Annotated in this window: 15 protein-coding genes and 1 pseudogene; 3 read left to right on the top strand and 13 right to left on the bottom strand. The window is 72.5% G+C overall.

Annotated features, from left to right (window positions below):
• Positions 1-78 precede the first annotated feature (78 nt).
• Complete coding sequence (locus tag ACH4KB_RS02975) at positions 79-282, bottom strand: hypothetical protein (RefSeq protein ID WP_398062963.1); 204 nt, start codon at positions 280-282, stop codon at positions 79-81.
• A gap of 232 nt (positions 283-514) precedes the next feature.
• Between ACH4KB_RS02975 and ACH4KB_RS02970 the strand changes: the two genes are divergently transcribed.
• The 3 genes from ACH4KB_RS02970 (at position 515) to ACH4KB_RS02960 (ending at position 3,197) form a co-directional block, all read left to right on the top strand.
• A complete protein-coding gene (locus tag ACH4KB_RS02970) occupies positions 515-1,471 on the top strand; it encodes an aldo/keto reductase (RefSeq protein ID WP_398063344.1) in 957 nt (318 codons plus the stop codon).
• 155 nt (positions 1,472-1,626) lie between these two features.
• Positions 1,627-2,838, top strand: a complete 1,212-nt coding sequence (locus ACH4KB_RS02965; RefSeq protein ID WP_398062961.1) for a PQQ-dependent sugar dehydrogenase — start codon at positions 1,627-1,629, stop codon at positions 2,836-2,838.
• Between the two features lie 38 nt (positions 2,839-2,876).
• A complete protein-coding gene (locus ACH4KB_RS02960; protein WP_398062959.1) occupies positions 2,877-3,197 on the top strand; it encodes a DUF6191 domain-containing protein in 321 nt (106 codons plus the stop codon).
• 66 nt (positions 3,198-3,263) lie between these two features.
• Here the strand turns inward: ACH4KB_RS02960 and ACH4KB_RS02955 are convergent, their stop codons facing one another.
• From ACH4KB_RS02955 to ACH4KB_RS02900, 12 genes and pseudogenes are all read right to left on the bottom strand, one after another.
• The gene (locus ACH4KB_RS02955; RefSeq protein ID WP_398063342.1) at positions 3,264-6,413 is read right to left on the bottom strand and encodes an AAA family ATPase; all 3,150 of its coding nucleotides are present in this window, start codon (positions 6,411-6,413) and stop codon (positions 3,264-3,266) included.
• A 95-nt stretch (positions 6,414-6,508) separates the two neighbouring features.
• Positions 6,509-6,685, bottom strand: coding sequence for a hypothetical protein (locus tag ACH4KB_RS02950; RefSeq protein WP_398062957.1), 177 nt, complete (start codon positions 6,683-6,685; stop codon positions 6,509-6,511).
• A gap of 321 nt (positions 6,686-7,006) precedes the next feature.
• A pseudogene (locus tag ACH4KB_RS02945) lies at positions 7,007-7,718 on the bottom strand (hypothetical protein).
• 10 nt (positions 7,719-7,728) lie between these two features.
• Positions 7,729-8,820, bottom strand: coding sequence for an IS630 family transposase (locus ACH4KB_RS02940; RefSeq protein WP_398062955.1), 1,092 nt, complete (start codon positions 8,818-8,820; stop codon positions 7,729-7,731).
• 277 nt (positions 8,821-9,097) lie between these two features.
• The gene (locus ACH4KB_RS02935; protein ID WP_398062953.1) at positions 9,098-9,655 is read right to left on the bottom strand and encodes a GNAT family N-acetyltransferase; all 558 of its coding nucleotides are present in this window, start codon (positions 9,653-9,655) and stop codon (positions 9,098-9,100) included.
• Complete coding sequence (locus ACH4KB_RS02930) at positions 9,633-11,894, bottom strand: MMPL family transporter (RefSeq protein ID WP_398062951.1); 2,262 nt, start codon at positions 11,892-11,894, stop codon at positions 9,633-9,635. The genes ACH4KB_RS02935 and ACH4KB_RS02930 overlap by 23 nt, the downstream gene beginning before the upstream one ends.
• 194 nt (positions 11,895-12,088) lie before the next feature.
• The gene (locus tag ACH4KB_RS02925) at positions 12,089-14,197 is read right to left on the bottom strand and encodes a phosphocholine-specific phospholipase C (RefSeq protein ID WP_398062949.1); all 2,109 of its coding nucleotides are present in this window, start codon (positions 14,195-14,197) and stop codon (positions 12,089-12,091) included.
• Positions 14,198-14,422: 225 nt separating this feature from the next.
• Positions 14,423-15,931 carry an Asp-tRNA(Asn)/Glu-tRNA(Gln) amidotransferase subunit GatB gene (gene gatB, locus ACH4KB_RS02920; RefSeq protein ID WP_398062947.1) on the bottom strand — a complete coding sequence of 503 codons (1,509 nt, stop codon included), beginning with the start codon at positions 15,929-15,931 and terminating at the stop codon, positions 14,423-14,425.
• 17 nt (positions 15,932-15,948) lie between these two features.
• A complete protein-coding gene (locus ACH4KB_RS02915; RefSeq protein WP_003966092.1) occupies positions 15,949-16,191 on the bottom strand; it encodes a membrane protein in 243 nt (80 codons plus the stop codon).
• Positions 16,188-17,690 carry an Asp-tRNA(Asn)/Glu-tRNA(Gln) amidotransferase subunit GatA gene (gene gatA, locus ACH4KB_RS02910; protein ID WP_398062945.1) on the bottom strand — a complete coding sequence of 501 codons (1,503 nt, stop codon included), beginning with the start codon at positions 17,688-17,690 and terminating at the stop codon, positions 16,188-16,190. The genes ACH4KB_RS02915 and gatA overlap by 4 nt, the downstream gene beginning before the upstream one ends.
• 5 nt (positions 17,691-17,695) lie before the next feature.
• Positions 17,696-17,992 (bottom strand): Asp-tRNA(Asn)/Glu-tRNA(Gln) amidotransferase subunit GatC, encoded by a 297-nt coding sequence (gene gatC, locus ACH4KB_RS02905; RefSeq protein ID WP_003966094.1) that lies wholly within the window; start codon positions 17,990-17,992, stop codon positions 17,696-17,698.
• Positions 17,993-18,140: 148 nt separating this feature from the next.
• On the bottom strand, positions 18,141-20,351 hold the full coding sequence (locus ACH4KB_RS02900; protein ID WP_398062943.1) for a putative bifunctional diguanylate cyclase/phosphodiesterase: 2,211 nt from the start codon (positions 20,349-20,351) through the stop codon (positions 18,141-18,143).
• Positions 20,352-20,353 lie beyond the last annotated feature (2 nt).

The raw sequence follows: 20,353 nt of genomic DNA, 5'->3' as shown, positions 1-20,353 counted from the left end.
ACAGCCCGGGCGGGCGGCCCAGCCGCCGGACGAGTTCGCGTACACGGCCCGGGCGCGCCGACCACTCGATGAGCCGGGTCAGGTCGCCGGGGCCATCACACCGTCCTGGCGCAGGGCGCGCAGCGGCAGTTCGTGCACGGCGGTGATCGACCGGGTGACCTCGCCGTCCAGCGTGCGGCGCGGCAACTCCCCGTAGAAGGGGGCCTCCGCCGCGCGGCGAGCGACCACGGCAGCGGTGAGGTCACCACCACGAGCAGCCGTCCGTGCGGGCAGGCCGGGCATCGGCGTATCGTCACATCGCCCAAACGCTTCCGTCAATCACTCACCGAACTCCCCCGACAGGGACCTGCGTCGTGGATCGGGCGGGCGTGACCGTCCGGGTCCGGGACCGCGTTCTCGCGCCGTCCCCGGAGAGAGCCGCCCGTGGACCGCGGCGGACGGGGGGCGGAACGGCTCGTCCAGGAAAGGGTTCGGGGAGTTGGAGAGCAGGACTATCGGGGCGGCGGGGCTTGCCGTGGGTGCGGTCGGTCTCGGCTGCATGCCGATGAGCTGGGGTTACAGCGCGTCGCAGCGGCTCGGAGACCGTTCGGTGCGGACGGTGCACGCTGCGCTGGACGCGGGCGTCCGGCTGCTCGACACCGCGGACATGTACGGCCCGTTCACCAACGAGCTGTTGGTGGGGCGGGCGCTGAAGGGGCGCCGCCGGGAGGCGTTCGTCTCCACCAAGTGCGGGCTGCTGGTGGGCGATCAGCACATCGTCGCCAACGGCCGGCCGGGGTATGTCAGGCGAGCCTGTGACGCCTCGCTGCGGCGGCTCCAGACCGATGTGATCGACCTGTACCAGCTGCACCGGCCCGACCCCGAGGTGCCGGTGGAGGAGACCTGGGGTGCGATGGCGGAGCTGGTGACCGCGGGCAAGGTGCGCTCGCTCGGGCTGTGCGCGGTGGGGGCGCGGGCCCCGCGCCGGTCGGGTGCGGGACCGCATGAGGGAACGATCCGGCAGTTGGAGCGGATCCAGCAGGTCTTCCCGGTGAGCGCCGTCGAGGCGGAGCTGTCGGTGTGGTCGCGCGAGGCCCTGGCGGAGCTGCTGCCGTGGTGTGTGGCGCGCGGGGTCGGGCTGCTGGCCGCGATGCCGCTGGGCAGCGGCTATCTGACCGGAACGCTGAAGCCGGGCCAGGGGTTCGAGCCGGAGGATCTGCGGGCCAGGCATCCGCGGTTCACCGCGGAGGTGATGGCGGCGAACCAGCCGGTGGTGGCCGGTCTGCGGCGGGTCGCGGAGCGGCGTGGGGCGACCGTGGCCCAGGTGGCGCTGGCGTGGGTGCTGCGCCAGGGGCCGCATGTGGTTCCGGTGCCGGGGGCGAAGCGGGAGCGGTGGGCGGTGGAGAACGCCGGGGCGGCGCGGGTGGTCCTGGACGACCGGGACCTGGCGGAGATCGACGGCCTGCCCGCCGCCCGCGAGTCGTGGGACTGAGCGTCACGGGGCCGGGGTCCATTCGTCACGGGGCCGGGGGCCGAGGGGACGGGGCGCCGTGCGCCGTGCGGCGGGAGAATGGGCGCATCGGGAACTCCTGGGCCGGCCGCGGTGTAGGAACAGGTAGTCAGGCAACCGTCGAAAGGATCGGTTCCGTGCGTGGTGCTCTGTTCGGACCTGTGCAGTCCCCGGCGATGCGCAGGGGGGTGGTGGCCGTGCTGGCGTCGGCCGCGCTGCTGCTGACCGCCGGGTGTTCCGGCGACGGGGACGGGGGACCGTCCGGGCAGCCCGCCGGTTCCCCGAGCGCCTCGGGGGGCTCCGCTCCCCCGGCCTCCCCGAGCCGGTCGGCCGGTCTGCCGCCGGCGAAGGGCTCGGCGAAGGTCGTCTCGACGCTGACCGAGGGCCTGAAGTCGCCCTGGGGCCTGGCCGCGCTGCCGGGCGGCGACCTGCTGGTCTCCTCGCGCGACGAGGGCACCGTCCACCGGATCGACGGCGAGAGCGGGAAGCAGACGCTGCTGGGCTCGGTGCCCGGGGTGTCCCCGGCGGGCGAGGGCGGGCTGCTCGGGCTCGCCGTCTCCGCCACGTTCGGCGCGGACCAGTTGGTGTACGCCTACTTCACCACCACGTCCGACAACCGGATCGTCCGCATGAGTTACGACGAGAAGCGTCCGGCGGGACAGCAGCTCGGGGCCCCGGACACCATCCTGCGGGGCATCCCCAAGGGCAGCATCCACAACGGGGGCCGGATCGCCTTCGGCCCGGACAAGATGCTGTACGCGGGCACCGGCGAGACCGGGGACACCGGGCTGGCCCAGGACAAGGAGTCGCTGGCGGGGAAGATCCTGCGGATGACCCCGGACGGGGAGCCGGTGCACGGCAATCCGGAGGCGGACTCGGTGGTGTATTCGTACGGGCACCGCAATGTGCAGGGGCTCGCCTGGGACGCGGAGAAGCGGCTGTGGGCCGCCGAGTTCGGCCAGAACACCTGGGACGAGCTGAATCTGATCGAGCCCGGCGGGAACTACGGCTGGCCCGAGGTCGAGGGCCGGGAGGGCGAGGACGGGTTCATCGACCCGGTGGCCCAGTGGAAGACCTCCGAGGCCTCCCCCAGCGGGATCGCGTACGCGGAGGGCTCGATCTGGATGGCCGGGCTGCGCGGCGAGCGGCTCTGGCGCATTCCGCTGTCCGGCGAGAAGGCGAAGGAACCTTATGCCGACCCCCAGTCGTTCCTGGACGAGAAGCACGGCCGCCTGCGCACTGTGGTGAGTGCGGGGAGCGACCGCCTGTGGCTGGTCACCAGCAACACGGACGGACGGGGTACGCGGAAGCCCGGGGACGACAGGATCCTCCAGGTGGAAGTGGGTTAGCCGTCCGCCCGCGCGGCATGTCGGAGGGAGCACGGCCGGTGTTCAATTTCTTCGAGGAGCTCTTCGCCCCGGGGCGCAAGCACGCCTCCGACGAGCAGAGGCGGCTGGAGCTGAGCCGGGTGGATCTCGGCATCGGCGATCCGGACCGGGGGCCGATAGACCTCACCTCCGGGAAGGTGACCGTCCGCGCTCCGGCCCCGGGAACCGCTCCCGGCATGGCCCCGGACAGTGCCGCCGGGCGGAGGGACGGCCGCGTGCTTCCGGCCGCGCCGGAGCAGGATGCCGTCCTGGACCGGCCGAGACCCGGGAAGCCGGTGAGCGGGCCCGAGCGGCGCGCGGACGAGGAGCCCGGGGCGTAGGGCCTCTCGTTCGGATCAGGCCGGGCTCGCGGGGTCCGGCACGATCCGAACGAAAGACCCTGGGGCCTACGCCGCCGGGTAGAGGCGGAGGCGGTGGGCGAGGGCGGCCGCCTCGCCGCGGCTGGAGACGCCGAGCTTGGCCAGGATGTTGGAGACGTGCACGCTCGCGGTCTTCGGCGAGATGAACAGCTCCTCGGCGATCCTGCGGTTGGTGTGCCCGGCCGCGACCAGCCGGTGCACGTCCTGCTCGCGCGGGGTGAGCCCGAAGGACGCCACGGCGGCGATGGCGGGGTCCTGCCCGTCGGCCGCCGCGTGCTCGGGGCTCCCTCCGGCGGTTACGGCGGTCAGGACGGCCGGGGGGATCCCGGCATCGGGGCCGGGCGCCGTGCCGGAGCCGTCCAGGGTGATGCGGGCGCGGGCCGCCAGCTGTTCGACGGCCTCGGCGAGCGGGCGGGCGCCGAGCCGACGGGCGGCCTCGTGGGCGCGGTGCAGCAGGGCCGTGGCGGTGGACCGGTCGCCGGGGGCGATGAGCAGGGACTCCGCCCAGCGGCGGTGGATCTGGGCCAGTTCGTAGGGGCGGCTCAGCGGGCCGAAGGCCTCGGCGGCGCGCGCCCAGTGCCCGGGGGTGTCCGTGCCGTCCGCGCGGGCCAGCTCCGCGTCGATGAGGACGCCGTGGGCCGCCCACACGGGGACGAGCATCGGGAGGTTCTTCGCGCACCGGCGGATCAGCGCGAGCAGCTCCGGGCGGTCCGGTTCGGCGGCGGGCAGCCCGCGGGCGTCCGCCTCGATCATGGCGGCGGTCTGGAGGAGCGGCAGGGCGTAGCGCTGGGTGCCGGGCGGGAAGCCGTGCCGGGCCAGTTCCGCGAACGCGTCCCGCGCCTCGGCGAGCCTGCCCTGGGCCGCGGCCAGGAGCATGGTGTGCCGGACGGGGGTGATCAGGTGCTGGGGTTGCGGGTCGCGCTGGCCGAAGTGCTTGCGGGTCAGGGCGAGCAGCTCCCCGGCCTCGGCGAAGTCGCCACGGGCGACAGCCAGTTCGGTATGGCGGAGGGCGGCGAGGCCCTTCGCCCTGGGGCCCAGCGCCAGGCGGGCGGCGGACGCGGCGGCGGCCTCGCTCTGGGGCCAGTGCCCGAGGGAGAACAGGGACTGCGCCTGGTTGGCGTACACCCAGGCCCCGGAGTCGGCCAGACCGTGGCTGTGGCAGATCTCGATGCCGTGGTCGGCGGCGGCGACGGCCTCCAGCGAGCGGCCCATCGCTTCGAGCGAGGAGGGCAGGTTGACGCTGACCCGGCCCAGCAGGTTCATCAGGTGCAGCTTCTCGGCGCGGTCCCGGACCGCGTACATCTCGGCGAGGCCGTCATCGACGCCGCCCGCGTCCGCGGTGAGCCAGCCCCGGGTGAGGCGGGCGTGCAGCTCGATGTACTCGTCGCCGACGAGCCGGGCGTACTCCACCGCGCGGTCGCTGTCGGCGAGCGCCTGCGGGCCCGGCTGGTGCAGCGCCCGCCAACTGGCCACGTTGGTCAGCACGTCGGCCTGCACCGGGGACGGCGGCAGCCCGCGCACCAGTTCCTGCGCGGTGGCCAGCTCCTCCCAGCCGTCCCCCTTGTCGAGCCCCTGCACCAACCGGCTGCGCTGCACCCAGAACCAGGCCTCGCGCAGCGGGTCGGCCTCGGACGCCAGGACCCGCATCGCCTTCTTGGAGATGGCCAGGGCGCGTTTGCGGTCGCCGCCGAAGTGGGCGGCGACGGTGGCCTCGGCCATCACGTCCAGGTAGCGCAGCGGGGTGCTCTCCGGGTCGCAGCCGGAGGCCGGGTAGACCTCGGCGTAGTCGAAGGGGCGCAGGGTGGCGAGCACCGCGTCGGGGACGTCGTCCCAGAGCTCCATCGCCCGCTCCAGCAACTTCAGTTGCTCGGAGTACGCGTAGCGGCGGCGGGCCTCGACGGCGGCCCGGAGCACGGCGGGCAGGGCCTTGGCGGCGTCGTGCGCGGCGTACCAGTAGCTGGCGAGGCGGGTGGCGCGTTCGTCGTCCCGCACGAGGGAGGGGGCGGCCTCCAGGGCTTCGGCGTACCGGCGGTTGACGCGGGTGCGTTCGCCGGGCAGCAGGTCGTCGCTGACGGCCTCGCGGACCAGGGAGTGCCGGAAGCGGTAGCCGTCGTTGTCGGGCGAGGGTCGCAGCAGGTTGGCGCCGACGGCGGCGCGCAGGGCCGCGTCGAGGTCGGCCTCGGCGAGTCCGGCGACGGTGGCCAGCAGTTCGTGTTCGACGAAGGAGCCGCCCTCGGCGACCAGCCTGGCGATCCGCTGGGCATGCTCGGGAAGCGCCTCCACGCGGACGAGCAGGAGGTCGCGGAGCGATTCGGTCAGGCCGGAGCTGTCGCCGCAGCACTCCAGGGAGCGGGCCAGCTCCTCGACGAAGAAGGCGTTGCCGTCGGAGCGGTCGAAGATCTCGTCGACGAGCGCGGCCGCGGGGGTCTCGGCGAGGATGCCGGCGAGCTGCCGGCCGACCTCGTCGTGGCTGAACCGGTCGAGTTCTACACGGGTGACGGTGCGCAGCCGGTCCAGCTCGGCGAGGAGCGGGCGCAGGGGGTGGCGGCGGTGGATGTCGTCGGCGCGGTAGGTGCCGACGACCATGAGGCGTCCGCTGCCGAGGGTGCGGAAGAGGTACGCGAGCAGGTGCCGGGTGGAGGCGTCCGCCCAGTGCAGGTCCTCCAGGACGAGGACGACCACGCGTTCGGCGGAGATCCGCTCCAGCAACCGTACGGTGAGTTCGAAGAGGCGGGCGATGCTGTGCTCGTCGGTCGCGTCCCGGTGGGCCTCGCCCAGTTCGGGCAGGAGCCGGGCCAGCTCGCCCTCCTGGCCGGCGCAGGCGGCGGCCATCTCCTCGGGCAGGGCCCGGCGCAGGGCGCGCAGGGCGGTGGGGAAGGGGGCGAACGGCAGTCCGTCGGCCCCGATCTCGACGCAGGACCCGACGGCGACGACGGCGTCGCGCCGTTCGGCCGCCGTGACGAACCGCTCGACCAGGCGGGTCTTGCCGACGCCGGCCTCGCCGCCGATCAGCAGTGCCTGCGGGTCGCCGGACGCGGCCCGCGCGAGCGCCTCGGTGAGCGCGGCGAACTCCTCGGCGCGCCCGATGAACACGGGGCTGACTGACCTGGTCTCCACGTCGCCGAGCATCGCATACGCGTACGAGGCGGCGGGCGGCTTTTCGCGGACGGTGATCATGCTCCCGGCGCGGTCCGGGCCCGCCGCGCCCGATCCGGAGGGGGCGTCGGCGGGGCCGGTGACCGGTGCGGCGGTGGTCCCGGTCCCGGGCACCGTCAGGCGGCGGGGGCGAAGCGGGTGCGGTCGCCCTCCACCACCTTCCCTTCGGGATCACCGCGTCCGGAGCGGCGGGCGGCCCGGCGGACGAGGCGGGCCCGGCCGAGCTCGCGCTCGGCTTCGGCCCGGCGGATCAGCTCGGCGGAGGTGGAGCGGTAGAGCTCGTACTCGTACATGGTGTGCCTCTGGTTCCTGGTCGTGGCAGCGGACCGGCGGGGTGTGCCCGGCCGGTCGGCCGGGGCCCTGTGTTCGCTGTGTGTCCACTGTCGTCGGCCAGGAGGGGGCGGCGCATCGGGCGAGTTCCGCATCTTCGCGGCGGTGGGGGCCTTAGGGCGTGTCCGCGAGGCATCGTCGTCCGCCCCCCGGGGCGGGGCCCGTCCTCAGGGCCGGCCCCCGGGTGTCCGAGGGGTGGGCGGGGGGCCTTAGGGAGTGTCCGGCGGATGACCGGTTTGCCGGACACGCCCCGGCCCCGTGCCGCGGTAGGCCCCGGACCGGGGTCAGCCGCCGGCCGGGGCGCCCGCGGTGGGCAGGGCGCCGAAGAGGTCGAAGTACATGCCCGCGGAGATCAGCACGCCGAGGGCGCCGAGGGCGACACCGGCCAGGGCGACCGCGCGGATCCAGGCGGGCTGCGGACGCTCGGAGGGGGTGCCGAAGGCGGGTCGGACCAGGACGAAGACGCCGACGAGCAGGGCCAGGACGGCGAAGACGCCGTTGACCAGGGCGGTGGTGTGCCAGGCGTCCCCGTAGATCTCGGAGATCTGCTGGGCCGCGCTGCCGCCGCCGGAGGTCTGGATCTGGCCGATGAGCGTCTCGCGCTCGGCGGCGACCCTGCCCGTCCACGCGCCGGGTCAGGGCGACGATACCGAGGGCGGCGGAGACGACCGCCGCCGCGCCCGCGCCGACACCGTGCCGGGCCTCGTCGAAGGGGTCGGGCTCCAGGGCGTCGTCATCGTCCTCGTCGACCGACTGCCCGGCGAGGTCGTCGGGGGCCGCCGTCCCGGAGTCCGCGGCGTCGGACGGCGTACCGGTGGCGCCCTCCGTGGCGGAGTCCTTCGCGGGGCCCTTCGCGGGGTCCTTCACCAGGGAGTCCTTGGCGGTCGCCTCCTCCGTGACGGTGTCGCCGGTGCCGACGGCGGGGTCGTCGGTCGTGCCGGCGGGCGGGGCGGTCGGGGTGGTCGGGGTCGTCGTCCTGGAGGGGGTGGTGTTCATGCGCCGCACGCTAGTCTTCCGAGTCGGGAATTCTGTTCAGATAACTGGCGAGGCGTTCGAGGATCTCGTCCGCGGGCTTGGTCCAGACGTAGGGCTTGGGGTCGGTGTTCCACGCGGCGATCCAGGTACGGATGTCCTTCTCCAGGGCCTGGACGCTCTTGTGGACGCCTCGCCGTATCTGCTTGTTGGTCAGCTCGGCGAACCACCGCTCGACCAGGTTGAGCCAGGACGAGCCGGTGGGCGTGAAGTGCAGGTGGAAGCGGGGATGGGCCACAAGCCAGGTCTTGATCGCCGGGGTTTTGTGGGTGGAGTAGTTGTCCAGCACCAGGTGCACGTCCAGGCCCGCCGGTATCTCCTGGTCGAGTTTGATCAGGAACTTCTTGAACTCCTCGGCCCGGTGTCGGCGGTGCAGGGAGCCGATCACCTTCCCCGTGGTGACCTCCAGGGCGGCGAACAGGGTGGTGGTGCCGGCGCGCACGTAGTCGTGGGTGATCCGCTGCGGGACCCCGGGCATCATCGGCAGAACCGGCTGGGACCGGTCCAGGGCCTGGATCTGCGACTTCTCGTCGACACAGAACACCAGAGCCCGTTCGGGTGGGTCCAGATAGAGGCCGACGACGTCGTGGACCTTGTCGATGAAGTACGGGTCCGTGGACAGCTTGAACGTCTCGGTGCGGTGCGGCTGCAGGCCGAAAGCCCGCCAGATCCGCGACACGGTCGACTGCGACAGGCCCATCTGCTGGGCCATGGCCCGCGTCGACCAGTGCGTGGCGTTCTTCGGCGTCGACTCCAGCGTCCGCTTCACCACCGCGGCGACCTGCTCGTCGGTGACCGTCCTCGGGCCGCCCGGGCGCGGCATGTCACCCAGTCCGGCGATCCGGTGCTCGACGAACCGCTTCCGCCAGCGGCCCACCGCATGCGGTGTCGAACCGAGTTGGGCGGCCACGTCCTTGTTCGACGCGCCGGTCGCGCAGGCCAGAATGATCCGGCACCGCAAAGCCCACGCCTGCGGAGTGGAGCGGCGCCGCACCCATCCCTCCAGCGCAGCCCGCTCCGCATCCGACAGGACCAACTCGGCCTTCGGCCGCCCAGTACGCGCCACCAGGCAACCCTACACATCTGGATAGGATTCCTGACTCAGAAGACTAGGTCCCGTCGTCGAACTCCCGCCTGCCCCGCGGCGCCATGCACGCACTCTCGCCGCACCGGGCACACGCCCGAGTACGTCCAGTACGCAGACCTGCGCCCGGCACACCGAGAGCACGCACCTGACCCCGCAGGGCCGCCCTTCGGGCGACGGCGGGAGTTCGACGACAGGACCTAGGGGGCCCGGATGAGAGCCCGCTTAACGCCGGGGCCGCGCGGGCGTGGGACGGGGCTCAGCGCCCGGTGCGGGCCCGCCATTCCGGGGCGAGGACCGACCAGACCTCGGAGTCGTGGCGTACGCCCCGGTGGACGTGGCTCTGCCGCATCACCCCGTCCCGGGTCATGCCCAGCCGCTTCGCCACCGCGATCGACCTGGTGTTCGCGGCGGAGGCGACCCACTCCACACGGTGCATGCCGCGTTCGTGCACCGCCCAGTCGATCAGGCGCTCGGCGGCGCGGGTGATCAGGCCGCGACCCTGCGCTGCGGGCTCCAGCCACACGCCGATCTCGCAGTTGCCCGACTGCGCGTCGAAGGTCCGGAAGAGGACGCCGCCGACGAGGACGCCGTCGAGCCGGATGCCGTACAGCCGCCCGGTGTCCGCCGCCTGCTTCTCCGCGTACCGCTGGAGCAGGGCACGCGCCGAGTCCAGGCCGTTGACGGACGCGGCGAGCGGGATCCAGGCGTCGACCAGCTCCCGGGCCCGGTCCATGTGGGCCAGGAGCTCCTCGGCCTGCCAGACCTCCAGAGGGCGCAGCTCCGCCCTGTCGTCACCCAGGGATACGGCGAACATCGTGCTCCTCATCGGCGGGGCGGCCCGTCACCGGTCGGGGGCCCTCTGCCGTTCCCGTACCGCGTGTCTCCGGGATCTTCGCACGGAGCGGTACGCAGTCGGGCGGCTCGATGCTGATCCTGGGCAGCCGCTTCTCCAGCCAGCCCGGCAGCCACCAGTTCGCCCCGCCGAGCATGTGCATCAGGGCGGGCACCAGCAGGGTGCGCAGGACGAAGGCGTCCAGGGCGACGGCGGTGGCCAGCGCGATGCCGAACATGGCGATGACCCGGTCGCCGCTGAGCACGAAGGCGAGGAAGACGGAGATCATGATCACGGCGGCGGAGTTGATGACCCGGCCGGTCTCGGCGAGGCCGACGCGTACGGCCCGCCGGTTGTCGCCGGTCTCCAGCCACTCCTCGTACATCCGGCCGACCAGGAAGACCTGGTAGTCCATGGAGAGGCCGAAGAGGACCGAGACCATGATCACGGGGAGGAAGGGCTCGATGGGCCCGGCGCTGCCGAGGCCGAGCAGCTCGCTCCCCCAGCCCCACTGGAAGACGGCCACGACGACGCCGAAGGAGGAGGCGACGGCGGCCACGTTCATCACGGCGGCCTTGAGCGGGATGCCGATGGAGCGGAACGCCAGGAGGAGGAGCAGACAGCCCAGCCCGATGACGACCCCGACGAAGAGCGGCAGCTTCCCGACGATGATCTCGGCGAAGTCGTCGTAGCTCGCCGTCACCCCGCCGACGTGGGCCTCCAGCGAGGTGTTGTCCCGGACCGGCGGCAGCACGTCGTCCCGGATCCGGTCGACCAGCTCGCTGGTGTCCTCCGACTGGGGCGACGAGTCCGGGACGACGGTGAGGAAGGCGGTGTCGCCGGCGCTGTTGTAGGTGACCGGGCTGACGGACGCGACGCCCTCGGTGGTGCGCAGTCTCTCGGGCAGCGAGTCCAGCGCGAGCCGGTCGTCCGCGCCGTCGAGCTGGGCGGCGATGGTGAGAGGTCCGTTGACGCCGGGCCCGAAGCCGTCGGCGATCAGGTCGTAGGCCTGCCGGGTGGTGGCCGTGGCCGGGTTGTTGCCCTGGTCGGAGGTGCCCAGGTGGAGGCCGAGGGCGGGCAGGGCGAGCACCAGCATGACGACGGCCGCGATGGAGCCGAGGAGCTTGGGGTGCCGCTCCACGAAGGCGGACCAGCGGGCGGCGAAGCCGGTGGGCAGTTCGGGCCGCGGTCCGTGTTCGGCGAGCTGTCGCCGCTCGCGGCGGCTGAGCGCGCGCATCCCGATGAGGGAGAGCAGTGCGGGCAGCAGGGTGACCGAGGCCATCACGGTGAGGACGACGGTGAGCGAGGCGGCGATGGCGACGCCGTTGAGGAAGCCGAGCCGCAGGATCAGCATGCCGAGCAGGGCGATGCAGACGGTGGCCCCGGCGAAGACGACGGCCCGCCCGGTGGTCGTGACGGCGTTCCGCGCCGCTTCGTCGACGGACATCCCGCGCCGGAGGCCTCTGCGGTGCCGGGTGACGATGAAGAGGGCGTAGTCGATGCCCACGCCGAGGCCGATGAGCATGCCGAGCATCGGGGCGAAGTCAGCCACGGTCATCGCATGGCCGAGCAGCACGATGCCCGCGTAGGCGGTCCCCACGGAGACCAGGGCGGTGGCGATGGGCAGCAGGCTGGCGGCGAGCGAGCCGAAGGCGAGGAAGAGCACGACGGCCGCGACGACGACGCCGACGCCCTCGGCGAGGTGGACGGAGGGTGCTTCGGTGAGGGCGACGGCGGTGCCGCCCAGTTCGACCTGGAGCCCGTCGGCCTCGGCTCCCTTCGCGGTGTCGACGAGGGCGCGGGCCTGGGAGGCGGGGATCTCGTCGGCGGGGTGGTCGAAGGTGACCGTGGCGTACGCGGTGTGGCCGTCCTCGCTGATCTGGCCGGGGCCGGTGCCTCCGTAGGGGCCCGTGACCGCGCCGACGCCCGGCAGTTCCTCGATCGCGTGGAGCGTCCGGGTCATGGTCTGCTCGACGTCGGCGGCCCGGACCGTGGAGCCGGTGGTGTGCCAGACGACGGTGTCGGTGTCGCCGCCGAGGTCGGTGAAGCCGCTGGAGAGGAGGTCGGTGGCGCGGCCGGACTCGGTGCCGGGGACCTCGTAGTCGTTGGAGTAGGCGGAGCCCGCGAAGCCCGCCGCGGCGGCCGTCCCGCCGAGGGCGGCGAGCCAGATGAGGACGGCGACGAGGCGGTGTCTTATGCACCAGCGAGCGATGGCAGCCAACGGATGAGCTCCCTGTGGGTTCGTGAACATTTACCCACAGATGACGTTATCTGCCCGTAAACGTCTCAAGACCTTGCGACCGCCACTCTGACAGCAGAAGATGATCCTTTGTCCGTTTCGTGGCCATGGTCACAGGGCCTGGTCTGTTCCCCGCACGCGACAGACCAGGCCGTGTTCCCCTGGGTCCGGCCGGGTCAGCCGGAGACGCTGGCGCGGCCGTTCTCGATGTGGCCCATGAGCCGCCGCCGGAAGCCGTCCTCCCCGTCGACGGTGACGGCGAGGTCGTACCAGCCGTGGGCGTCGGCCGCCGAGTGCACGAGCGTCCGGCTGCGGCCCGGCTTGACCGTGACGCGGCGGGTCCAGTCCGCTACGTCGTCCTCGTCGACGTAGCCGAGCGGCCGCACCAGGAAGGTCAGGGTCCGGCGGCCGGTGTTGCGCAGGGTGAGGTGGAGGTCGCGGTCGCGGTGGTCGATGCGGGAGGCGACCTCCGCTCCCCCGTCGGCGGGTCCGGCGAACTCGCGCCGGAAGCCGTTCGGTCCGGTGACCGTGAAGCGGTACGCCTCCCCGGTCAGCGGGACGGTCCAGTGCGCGGTGTCGGGGACGTCCTTGTGCTGCGGGGCCGGGAATTCGCCCGCGTACGGGTACAGCGTGAAGTGCGCCGAGGACCGGCCGGTGTTGACGAGCTCCACGCGCAGGGTGTCGCCCGACCGCCTCGCCCGGGCGTCCGGCTGGTACGGCAGGGGGCGCGCCGGGCGTGCGCCGGGCTCCTGCTCGGGGAGGTGCTGGACGGCGGGCGGCTTCGGCTGCCAGCGGCCGCTGAGCGGCGGGATCGCCCCCGGCTGCTCGACGGCGGGCTGCCGGCGGGCCCGGGTGAAGTCGAAGGCGGACGTCAGGTCGCCGGTGACGCGCCGCCGCCAGTCGCCGATGTTGGGTTCCTTCACGCCGGTCCAGCGCTCCAGGAAGCGGATGACGGAGGTGTGGTCGAAGACCTCGGAGCAGACGTACCCGCCGACGGTCCACGGCGAGACGACCAGCATCGGCACCCGGATGCCGAGGCCGGTGGGCCGGCCCTCCCACTGCTCCTCGGTGACCTCGGGGGGTGCGACGGGGGGCGGGACGTGGTCGAAGAAGCCGTCGTTCTCGTCGTAGTTGATCAGCACGGCGGTGTGCCGCCACACGTCGGGGTGGTTGCCGAGCGCATCGAGGATCTTGTAGACGATGGTGGCGCTGTGCACCGGGGACGAGGTGCTCGGGTGCTCGGAGTCGATCGCCGAGGGGACCAGGTAGGAGACCGCGGGGAGCGTCCCGGCCGCCACGTCCCTGGCGAACTCGTCCGCCAGCGTCCCGGTCGGAACCCGTCGCAGCCCCCGCTCGAACAGGCTGCGCTCGCGCCGGTCGAGGGTGGCGACGCCCTCCTCCAGCAGCCCGAGGAGGCGGGTGCGCTCGGTCTCGGACGCGCCCCGGACCTTGGCGTAGAAGGCTTCCATGTAGGTGTGCCCGCCGGTCCTGGCCAGCGCCTTGCGGGCGATCGCCTTGAAGGTGGCGTAGAACTCGATCTGGTTGTCGGTGAAGTTCTCCCACTCGGTGTACGTGCGCCAGCTGCGCCCGGCCTTCTCCAGCCGCTCGGCGTAGGTGGACCAGTCGTAGCCGGGGTGGGTCCCCTCGTTGTACGCGTCGTTGCCGACGGCCCGCTTCCCGTTGGCCTCGAAGCCGGTCTTCCCGCTCCACAGGTGGTTGCGGTTGGGGCTGGTGGAGGTGTGGATCGAGGAGTGGTAGGCGTCGCAGACGGTGAAGGTGTCGGCCAGCTCGTAGTGGAGCGGGATGTCGCGGCGGTCGTAGTACGCCATCGTCGCCGCGGTCTTCGCGCTGATCCAGCCGTTCATCCAGCCGCCGCCCCAGGCCTTGGCGCCGCCGTTCCAGGAGTGGTCGAGGGCGCCGATGTACTGGAGGTCCTTCTGCTGCGCCTCGGCCGCCCCGCGCACCGGGAAGGGCAGCACGGTGGAGCCGGCCGCGGCGGGCTGTTCGAACACCGTTCCGCCGGTGGGCAGCTCGATGGCGTTACGGTCGCCGAAGCCTCGTACGCCGCGCAGGGTGCCGAAGTAGTGGTCGAAGGAACGGTTCTCCTGCATCAGGATCACCACATGCTTGATGGCGCCGAGGCCTCTCCCGCCGGACCCCGCGTGGGCGGGCTGCGCGGCGATGGCGGCCTGGAGCGACGGCGGCAGGAACGATCCGGCCGCAGCGGCGCCGAGCGCGCCGCCGCCCAGCGCGAAGAGCCGTCGCCGTGACATGTCCGTGGTCAAAAGAGCCTCCTGGTTCCGGGGGTTACAGCCGGGAAGCTAGTCAGCCCGGGTGGCATCGGGAAGGACTGCGCACGGACCGGTGGTGAACGTCCAAGAGGTCGGACGAGAAGTCCAACAGCTGTTCGGGGGCGCTCGGGGCTGGGCGGAGGACGACCGAAGGGGCGGTGCGCCCGCACGTACATGAGTCCGTACGGGTGCACCGCCCCTTCGGGGACGATTCCGCGATCAGCCCTCGACGCCGAGCTTCTCCAGGATCAGCTCGCGCACACGTGCCGCGTCCGCCTGGCCGCGGGTGGCCTTCATGACCGCGCCGACGAGCGCGCCCGCCGCCGCGACCTTGCCGCCGCGGATCTTGTCCGCGATGGCCGCGTTGCCCGCGATGGCCTCGTCCACGGCCGTGGACAGCGCGCCCTCGTCGGAGACGACCTTCAGGCCGCGCTTCTCAACGACGGTGTCCGGGTCGCCCTCGCCCGCGAGGACGCCCTCGATGACCTGGCGGGCCAGCTTGTCGTTGAGGTCGCCCGCGGCGACGAGCGCGGCCACCCGGGCGACCTGCGCCGGGGTGATCGGCAGCTCGTCCAGACCGCGGGCGGTCTCGTTGGCGTTACGGGCCAGCTCGCCCATCCACCACTTGCGGGCCTGGTCCGAGGGTGCGCCCGCCTCGGTCGTGGCGACGATCAGGTCGACCGCGCCCGCGTTGAGGATGGACTGCATGTCGTGCTCGGTGACGCCCCACTCCTCCTTGAGCCGCGCCCGGCGCAGCCGGGGAAGCTCGGGGAGGCCCTTGCGCAGCTCCTCGACCCAGTCGCGCGCGGGCGCGACGGGCACCAGGTCCGGCTCGGGGAAGTAGCGGTAGTCCTCGGCGTTGTCCTTGATGCGGCCGGCCGTGGTGGAGCCGTCCTCCTCGTGGAAGTGCCGGGTCTCCTGCACAATGGTGCCGCCCGAGGACAGCACGGCGGCGTGCCGCTGGATCTCGAAGCGCGCGGCCCGCTCGACGGAACGCAGCGAGTTCACGTTCTTCGTCTCGGAGCGGGTACCGAACGCCTCGCGGCCGTGCGGGCGCAGCGACAGGTTGACGTCGCAGCGCATCTGGCCCATCTCCATGCGGGCGTCGGAGACCCCGAGGGCCTTGATCAGCTCGCGGAGCTCGGCGACGTACGCCTTGGCGACCTCGGGCGCGCGGGCGCCGGCTCCCTCGATCGGCTTGGTGACGATCTCGATGAGCGGGATGCCGGCCCGGTTGTAGTCGAGCAGGGAGTGGGACGCTCCGTGGATTCGGCCGGTGGCGCCGCCGACGTGCGTCGACTTGCCGGTGTCCTCCTCCATGTGGGCGCGCTCGATCTGCACCCGGAAGATCTCACCGTCCTCCAGCTGGACGTCCAGATAGCCGTCGAAGGCGATCGGCTCGTCGTACTGCGAGGTCTGGAAGTTCTTCGGCATGTCCGGATAGAAGTAGTTCTTCCGGGCGAAGCGGCACCACTCGGCGATCTCGCAGTTGAGCGCGAGACCGATCTTGATGGCCGACTCCACGCCGATCTCGTTGACGACCGGCAGCGCGCCGGGCAGCCCGAGACAGACCGGGCAGGTCTGGGAGTTGGCGTCCTGCTTCAGCTCCGTGGAGCAGCCGCAGAACATCTTCGTCTTGGTGCCAAGCTCGACATGGACTTCGAGGCCCATGACGGGGTCGTAGGACGCGAGCGCGTCCTCGTACGACACCAGGTCAGTGACAGTCACGGTGAAACTTATCCCTCTCAGCCCAGCAGAACGTCGTCGTCGCCGAGACGCTTCAGTTCGCGATAGAGGATCGCGAGTCCGGTGACGATGGCGGCCGCGGAGACGGCAGCGTCGACGAGCCGCAGCACGTCGTTGTCCTGGCGGGCGAGCTTCGCCTGCTTGGCGATGCTGATCGCGCCGAACGCGGTACTGCCGAGCGAGACGTACAGCCCGGTCTTGGACTTCTTGAAGTTACTGGCCTTCTTTGCCATGGCACTCATAGCGACGGAGCCTCCTCAAGCAGCGGGTGTCCCCACCTTTCCACGAAGGCGGCCTCGACGGCGGCTCCGACCTTGTAGAGCCGGTCGTCCTTCATGGCGGGGGCGATGATCTGCAGTCCGACCGGCAGACCGTCCTCCGGGGCCAGGCCGCAGGGCAGCGACATGGCGGAGTTGCCGGCCAGGTTGGTGGGGATGGTGCACAGGTCCGCGAGGTACATGGCCATCGGGTCGTCGGCGCGCTCGCCGATCGGGAAGGCGGTGGTCGGCGTCGTCGGGGAGACGATCACGTCGACCTGTTCGAAGGCCTTCTCGAAGTCCTGGGTGATGAGGGTGCGGACCTTCTGGGCCGAGCCGTAGTACGCGTCGTAGTAGCCGGAGCTGAGCGCGTACGTCCCCAGGATGATGCGGCGCTTGACCTCGTCGCCGAAGCCGGCCTCACGGGTGAGCGCGGTGACGTCCTCGGCCGACCTCGTGCCGTCGTCGCCGACCCGCAGGCCGTAGCGCATGGCGTCGAAGCGGGCCAGGTTGGAGGAGCACTCGGACGGGGCGATCAGGTAGTACGCGGAGAGCGCCAGGTCGAAGGACGGGCAGTCCAGCTCGACGACGTCCGCGCCCAGCGACTTCAGCAGCTCGACCGACTCGTCGAACCGCTGGAGGACACCGGCCTGGTAGCCCTCGCCGCGGAACTGCTTGACGACGCCGACGCGCATGCCCTGTACGGAGCCGTTGCGGGCGGCCTCGACGACCGGCGGGACCGGGGCGTCGATGGACGTCGAGTCCAGCGGGTCGTGCCCGGCGATGGCCTCGTGGAGCAGCGCCGCGTCCAGGACCGTACGGGCGCAGGGCCCGCCCTGGTCGAGGGAGGACGAGAAGGCGACCATGCCGTAGCGGGAGACGCCGCCGTAGGTGGGCTTGACGCCGACCGTGCCGGTGACGGCGGCGGGCTGGCGGATCGAGCCGCCGGTGTCCGTGCCGATGGCGAGCGGGGCCTCGTAGGAGGCGAGGGCGGCGGAGGAGCCGCCGCCGGAGCCGCCGGGGATGCGGGTGAGGTCCCAGGGGTTGCCGGTGGGGCCGTAGGCGCTGTTCTCGGTGGAGGACCCCATGGCGAACTCGTCCATGTTGGTCTTGCCGAGGATGACGACGTCGGCGGCGCGCAGCTTCTGCGTGAGCGTGGCGTCGTACGGCGGGACCCAGCCCTCAAGGATCTTGGAACCGACGGTGGTCGGCATGTCCTTGGTGGTGAAGATGTCCTTCAGCGCGAGCGGGACGCCGGCGAGCGGGCCGAGCTTCTCGCCCGCCTCCCGCTTCGCGTCCACGGCACGGGCCTGGGCGAGGGCGCCCTCGCGGTCGATGTGCAGGAAGGCGTGGACCTTCTCGTCGACCGCGTCGATCCGGGCCAGGTGGGCCTCGGTGACCTCGACGGCGGTCAGCTCGCCGGAGGCGATCTTCCCGGCGATCTCGGCAGCGGTGAGCTTGATGATGCTACTGATGTCCGTCATGGCGATTAGTCCTCCCCCAGGATCTGCGGCACCTTGAAACGCTGCTGCTCCTGGGCCGGGGCGCCGGAGAGCGCCTGCGCGGGGGTGAGCGACGGACGGACCTCGTCCGCGCGCATGACGTTGGTCAGCGGCAGCGGGTGGGAGGTCGGCGGTACGTCTTGGTCGGCGACCTCGGAGACGCGGGCGACCGCGCCGATGATGTCGTCGAGCTGACCGGCGAAGTGATCGAGCTCTTCGCCCTTCAGCTCCAGACGCGCCAGCCGGGCGAGGTGGGCGACCTCCTCGCGCGTGATGCCAGGCATGCAGCGATCCTCAGGGGTTGGTGTGTGGTTTGGCTGGGGGCCGGTATGCCACCGGCCCCCAATCCTATGGGGTCCCCCGAGGCCGGATACCCCGCCCCGATCGGGCCACGCCACTCCGGCGGCCCGGCCTGCCCCGGAGGAGAGTCCCTCAGGAGCTCTCGGTCTCCGCCGTCCCGTTCACCGCGCCCTTCATCACGCCGTTCACCGCGCCGTTCACCGCGCCGTTCACCGCCCCGTTCAGCGACGCGTTCATCGAGCCGGAGGCCGACCCGGTGGCGGTGGCGGCCGCCGCCTGGGCCTTCAGCTCGGCGGGCCTGCGCCAGCCGTGCTCGCCGCGCGCCCGCAGCCAGGCCGTCGTCTCCTGCGGCGGCATCGCGGCCGCCACCAGCCAGCCCTGCACCGCGTCGCACCTGAGGTCCCGCAACCGCTCCCACGTCTCGTCGTCCTCGACGCCCTCGGCGACGACGACCAGGCCGAGTGAGTGGGCCAGGTCGATGGTGCAGCGGACGATCTCCGCGTCCTCGTGGTCGACCGCCAGCCGGGCCACGAAGGACCGGTCGATCTTCAGCTCGCTGACCGGCAGTCTGCGCAGGTGGACCAGGGAGGAGTAGCCGGTGCCGAAGTCGTCGAGGGACATCTTCACGCCGTGCGCGGTGAGCCCGGCCAGGGTGTCGGCGGCGCGCTGCGGGTCCTCCAGCAGCACATGCTCGGTGATCTCCAGTTGGAGCGCTCCCGCGGGCACACCGTGACGGGCGAGCCGGGCCGCGACGCCCCCAGCGAAGCCGGGGGTGTGGACGTCGCGCGGGGAGACGTTGACCGCGACGGGCACGAACAGGCCCTGGGACCGCCAGCGGGCGACCTGGGCGAGCGCCGTCTCCAGGACGTACTCCGTGAGGTGCGGCATCAGACCGGAGGACTCGGCGATCGCGATGAACTCGTCCGGGGGGACCCGGCCGCGCTCCGGGTGCACCCAGCGCACCAGCGCCTCCAGGCCGGCGACCTGCCCGTCGAAGCGGACCTTGGGCTGGTAGTGCAGCTCGACCTCGCTCGCGTCCAGCGCCCGGCGCAGGTCGCCGAGGAGCCCGAGCCGGTCGGGGGTGTTGCTGTCCCGCTTGGACTCGTAGACCTCCACGCCCGTGCGGTCCCGCTTGGCCTGGTACATCGCGACGTCCGCCCGCCGCAGCAGGCCTTCGGCGTCCAGGGCGTGGTCGGGGTAGACGGCGACCCCGGCGCTGGCCTCCAGGACGAGGGTCAGTCCGTCGAGGTCGAGCGGGGAGGACAGCTCGGCGACCAGGTGGCGGGCGACCTGCTGGGCGCTGGTGGTCGAGTCGGTGTGCGGCAGCAGGACGGCGAACTCGTCGCCGCCGAGCCGGGCGGCCTCCGCGCCGCGCGGCAGAGCGAGCCGCAGGCGCTCCGCTATCTGGAGCAGGAGCCGGTCGCCTGCCAGGTGGCCCAGGGTGTCGTTGACCGCGCGGAAGCGGTCCAGATCGATGAGGACCAGGGCGGAGCGGGTGCCGATGGACTCCGCGTCCTCCAGCGCCGACCAGGTCCGCTCCAGCAGCCACTGACGGTTGGGCAGCCCGGTCAGCGGGTCGCGCAACTGCTCCTCGGCGCGGGCGCGGGCTATCCAGAGGGTGGAGTCGAGGGCGATCAGCGGCACCGCGAAGAGCGGCAGCAGGACGGGCATGGACATCGCGACGGCGCAGATCAGCGGGGCGAGCCCGAGGAGCGCGACGGCGACGAGTCCCTGCCGCAGCATCGCGGTACGGGCGATGGTGGGCAGCCCGCCGTTGTGCGGGGCCTGGGCGTACCACAGCAGTACCCGGGTGACGAGCAGATACGTCGATGCCGTCAGGAGCAGTTCCGGGACGGCCGCGATGCCCCAGTCGAGTGGCCGCCAGGGTTCCTCGACGGTGGGGACCTCGCCGAAGGCGGCCAGCACGAGGGCCGCGGCGCCGATGCCCAGCATGTCCACCCCGCCGTGCAGGAGCCCCTGCCACCAGCGGTGTCTGCGGGCGGTCCCGACGAGCACCACGACGGCGAGGCTGACCAGCACGGCCGGGAGCCAGCCGAACAGCAGCAGCACGGCGAGGGTGAGGGCGGCCCCCGAGCCGGTGCCGCCCCACCACCGGTCGCGGCCGAGCGCCACCAGATGGCCGACGATGATCCCGGTGAGCACGGCGAGGGACCAGCCCACCGCACCGTCCGGGAAGAGCGCGTGCCCCTGCTGGACGGTCCGGTAGGACCCGACCGCCAGCAGCACCGCGGCGATCCCCACGACGACGGCGCCCACGGGGGGCGTGAGGCCGACGAAACCTTGCAGCCGCGACACCGGGGCGGCGCTCTCGGTCGGTTTCATTC

The organism is Streptomyces sp. NPDC017520, from assembly GCF_044329855.1.
Lineage (GTDB): Bacteria > Actinomycetota > Actinomycetes > Streptomycetales > Streptomycetaceae > Streptomyces.
Note: the sequence above shows the minus strand (reverse complement) of the source record. Positions and strands in the feature narration are given on the sequence as shown.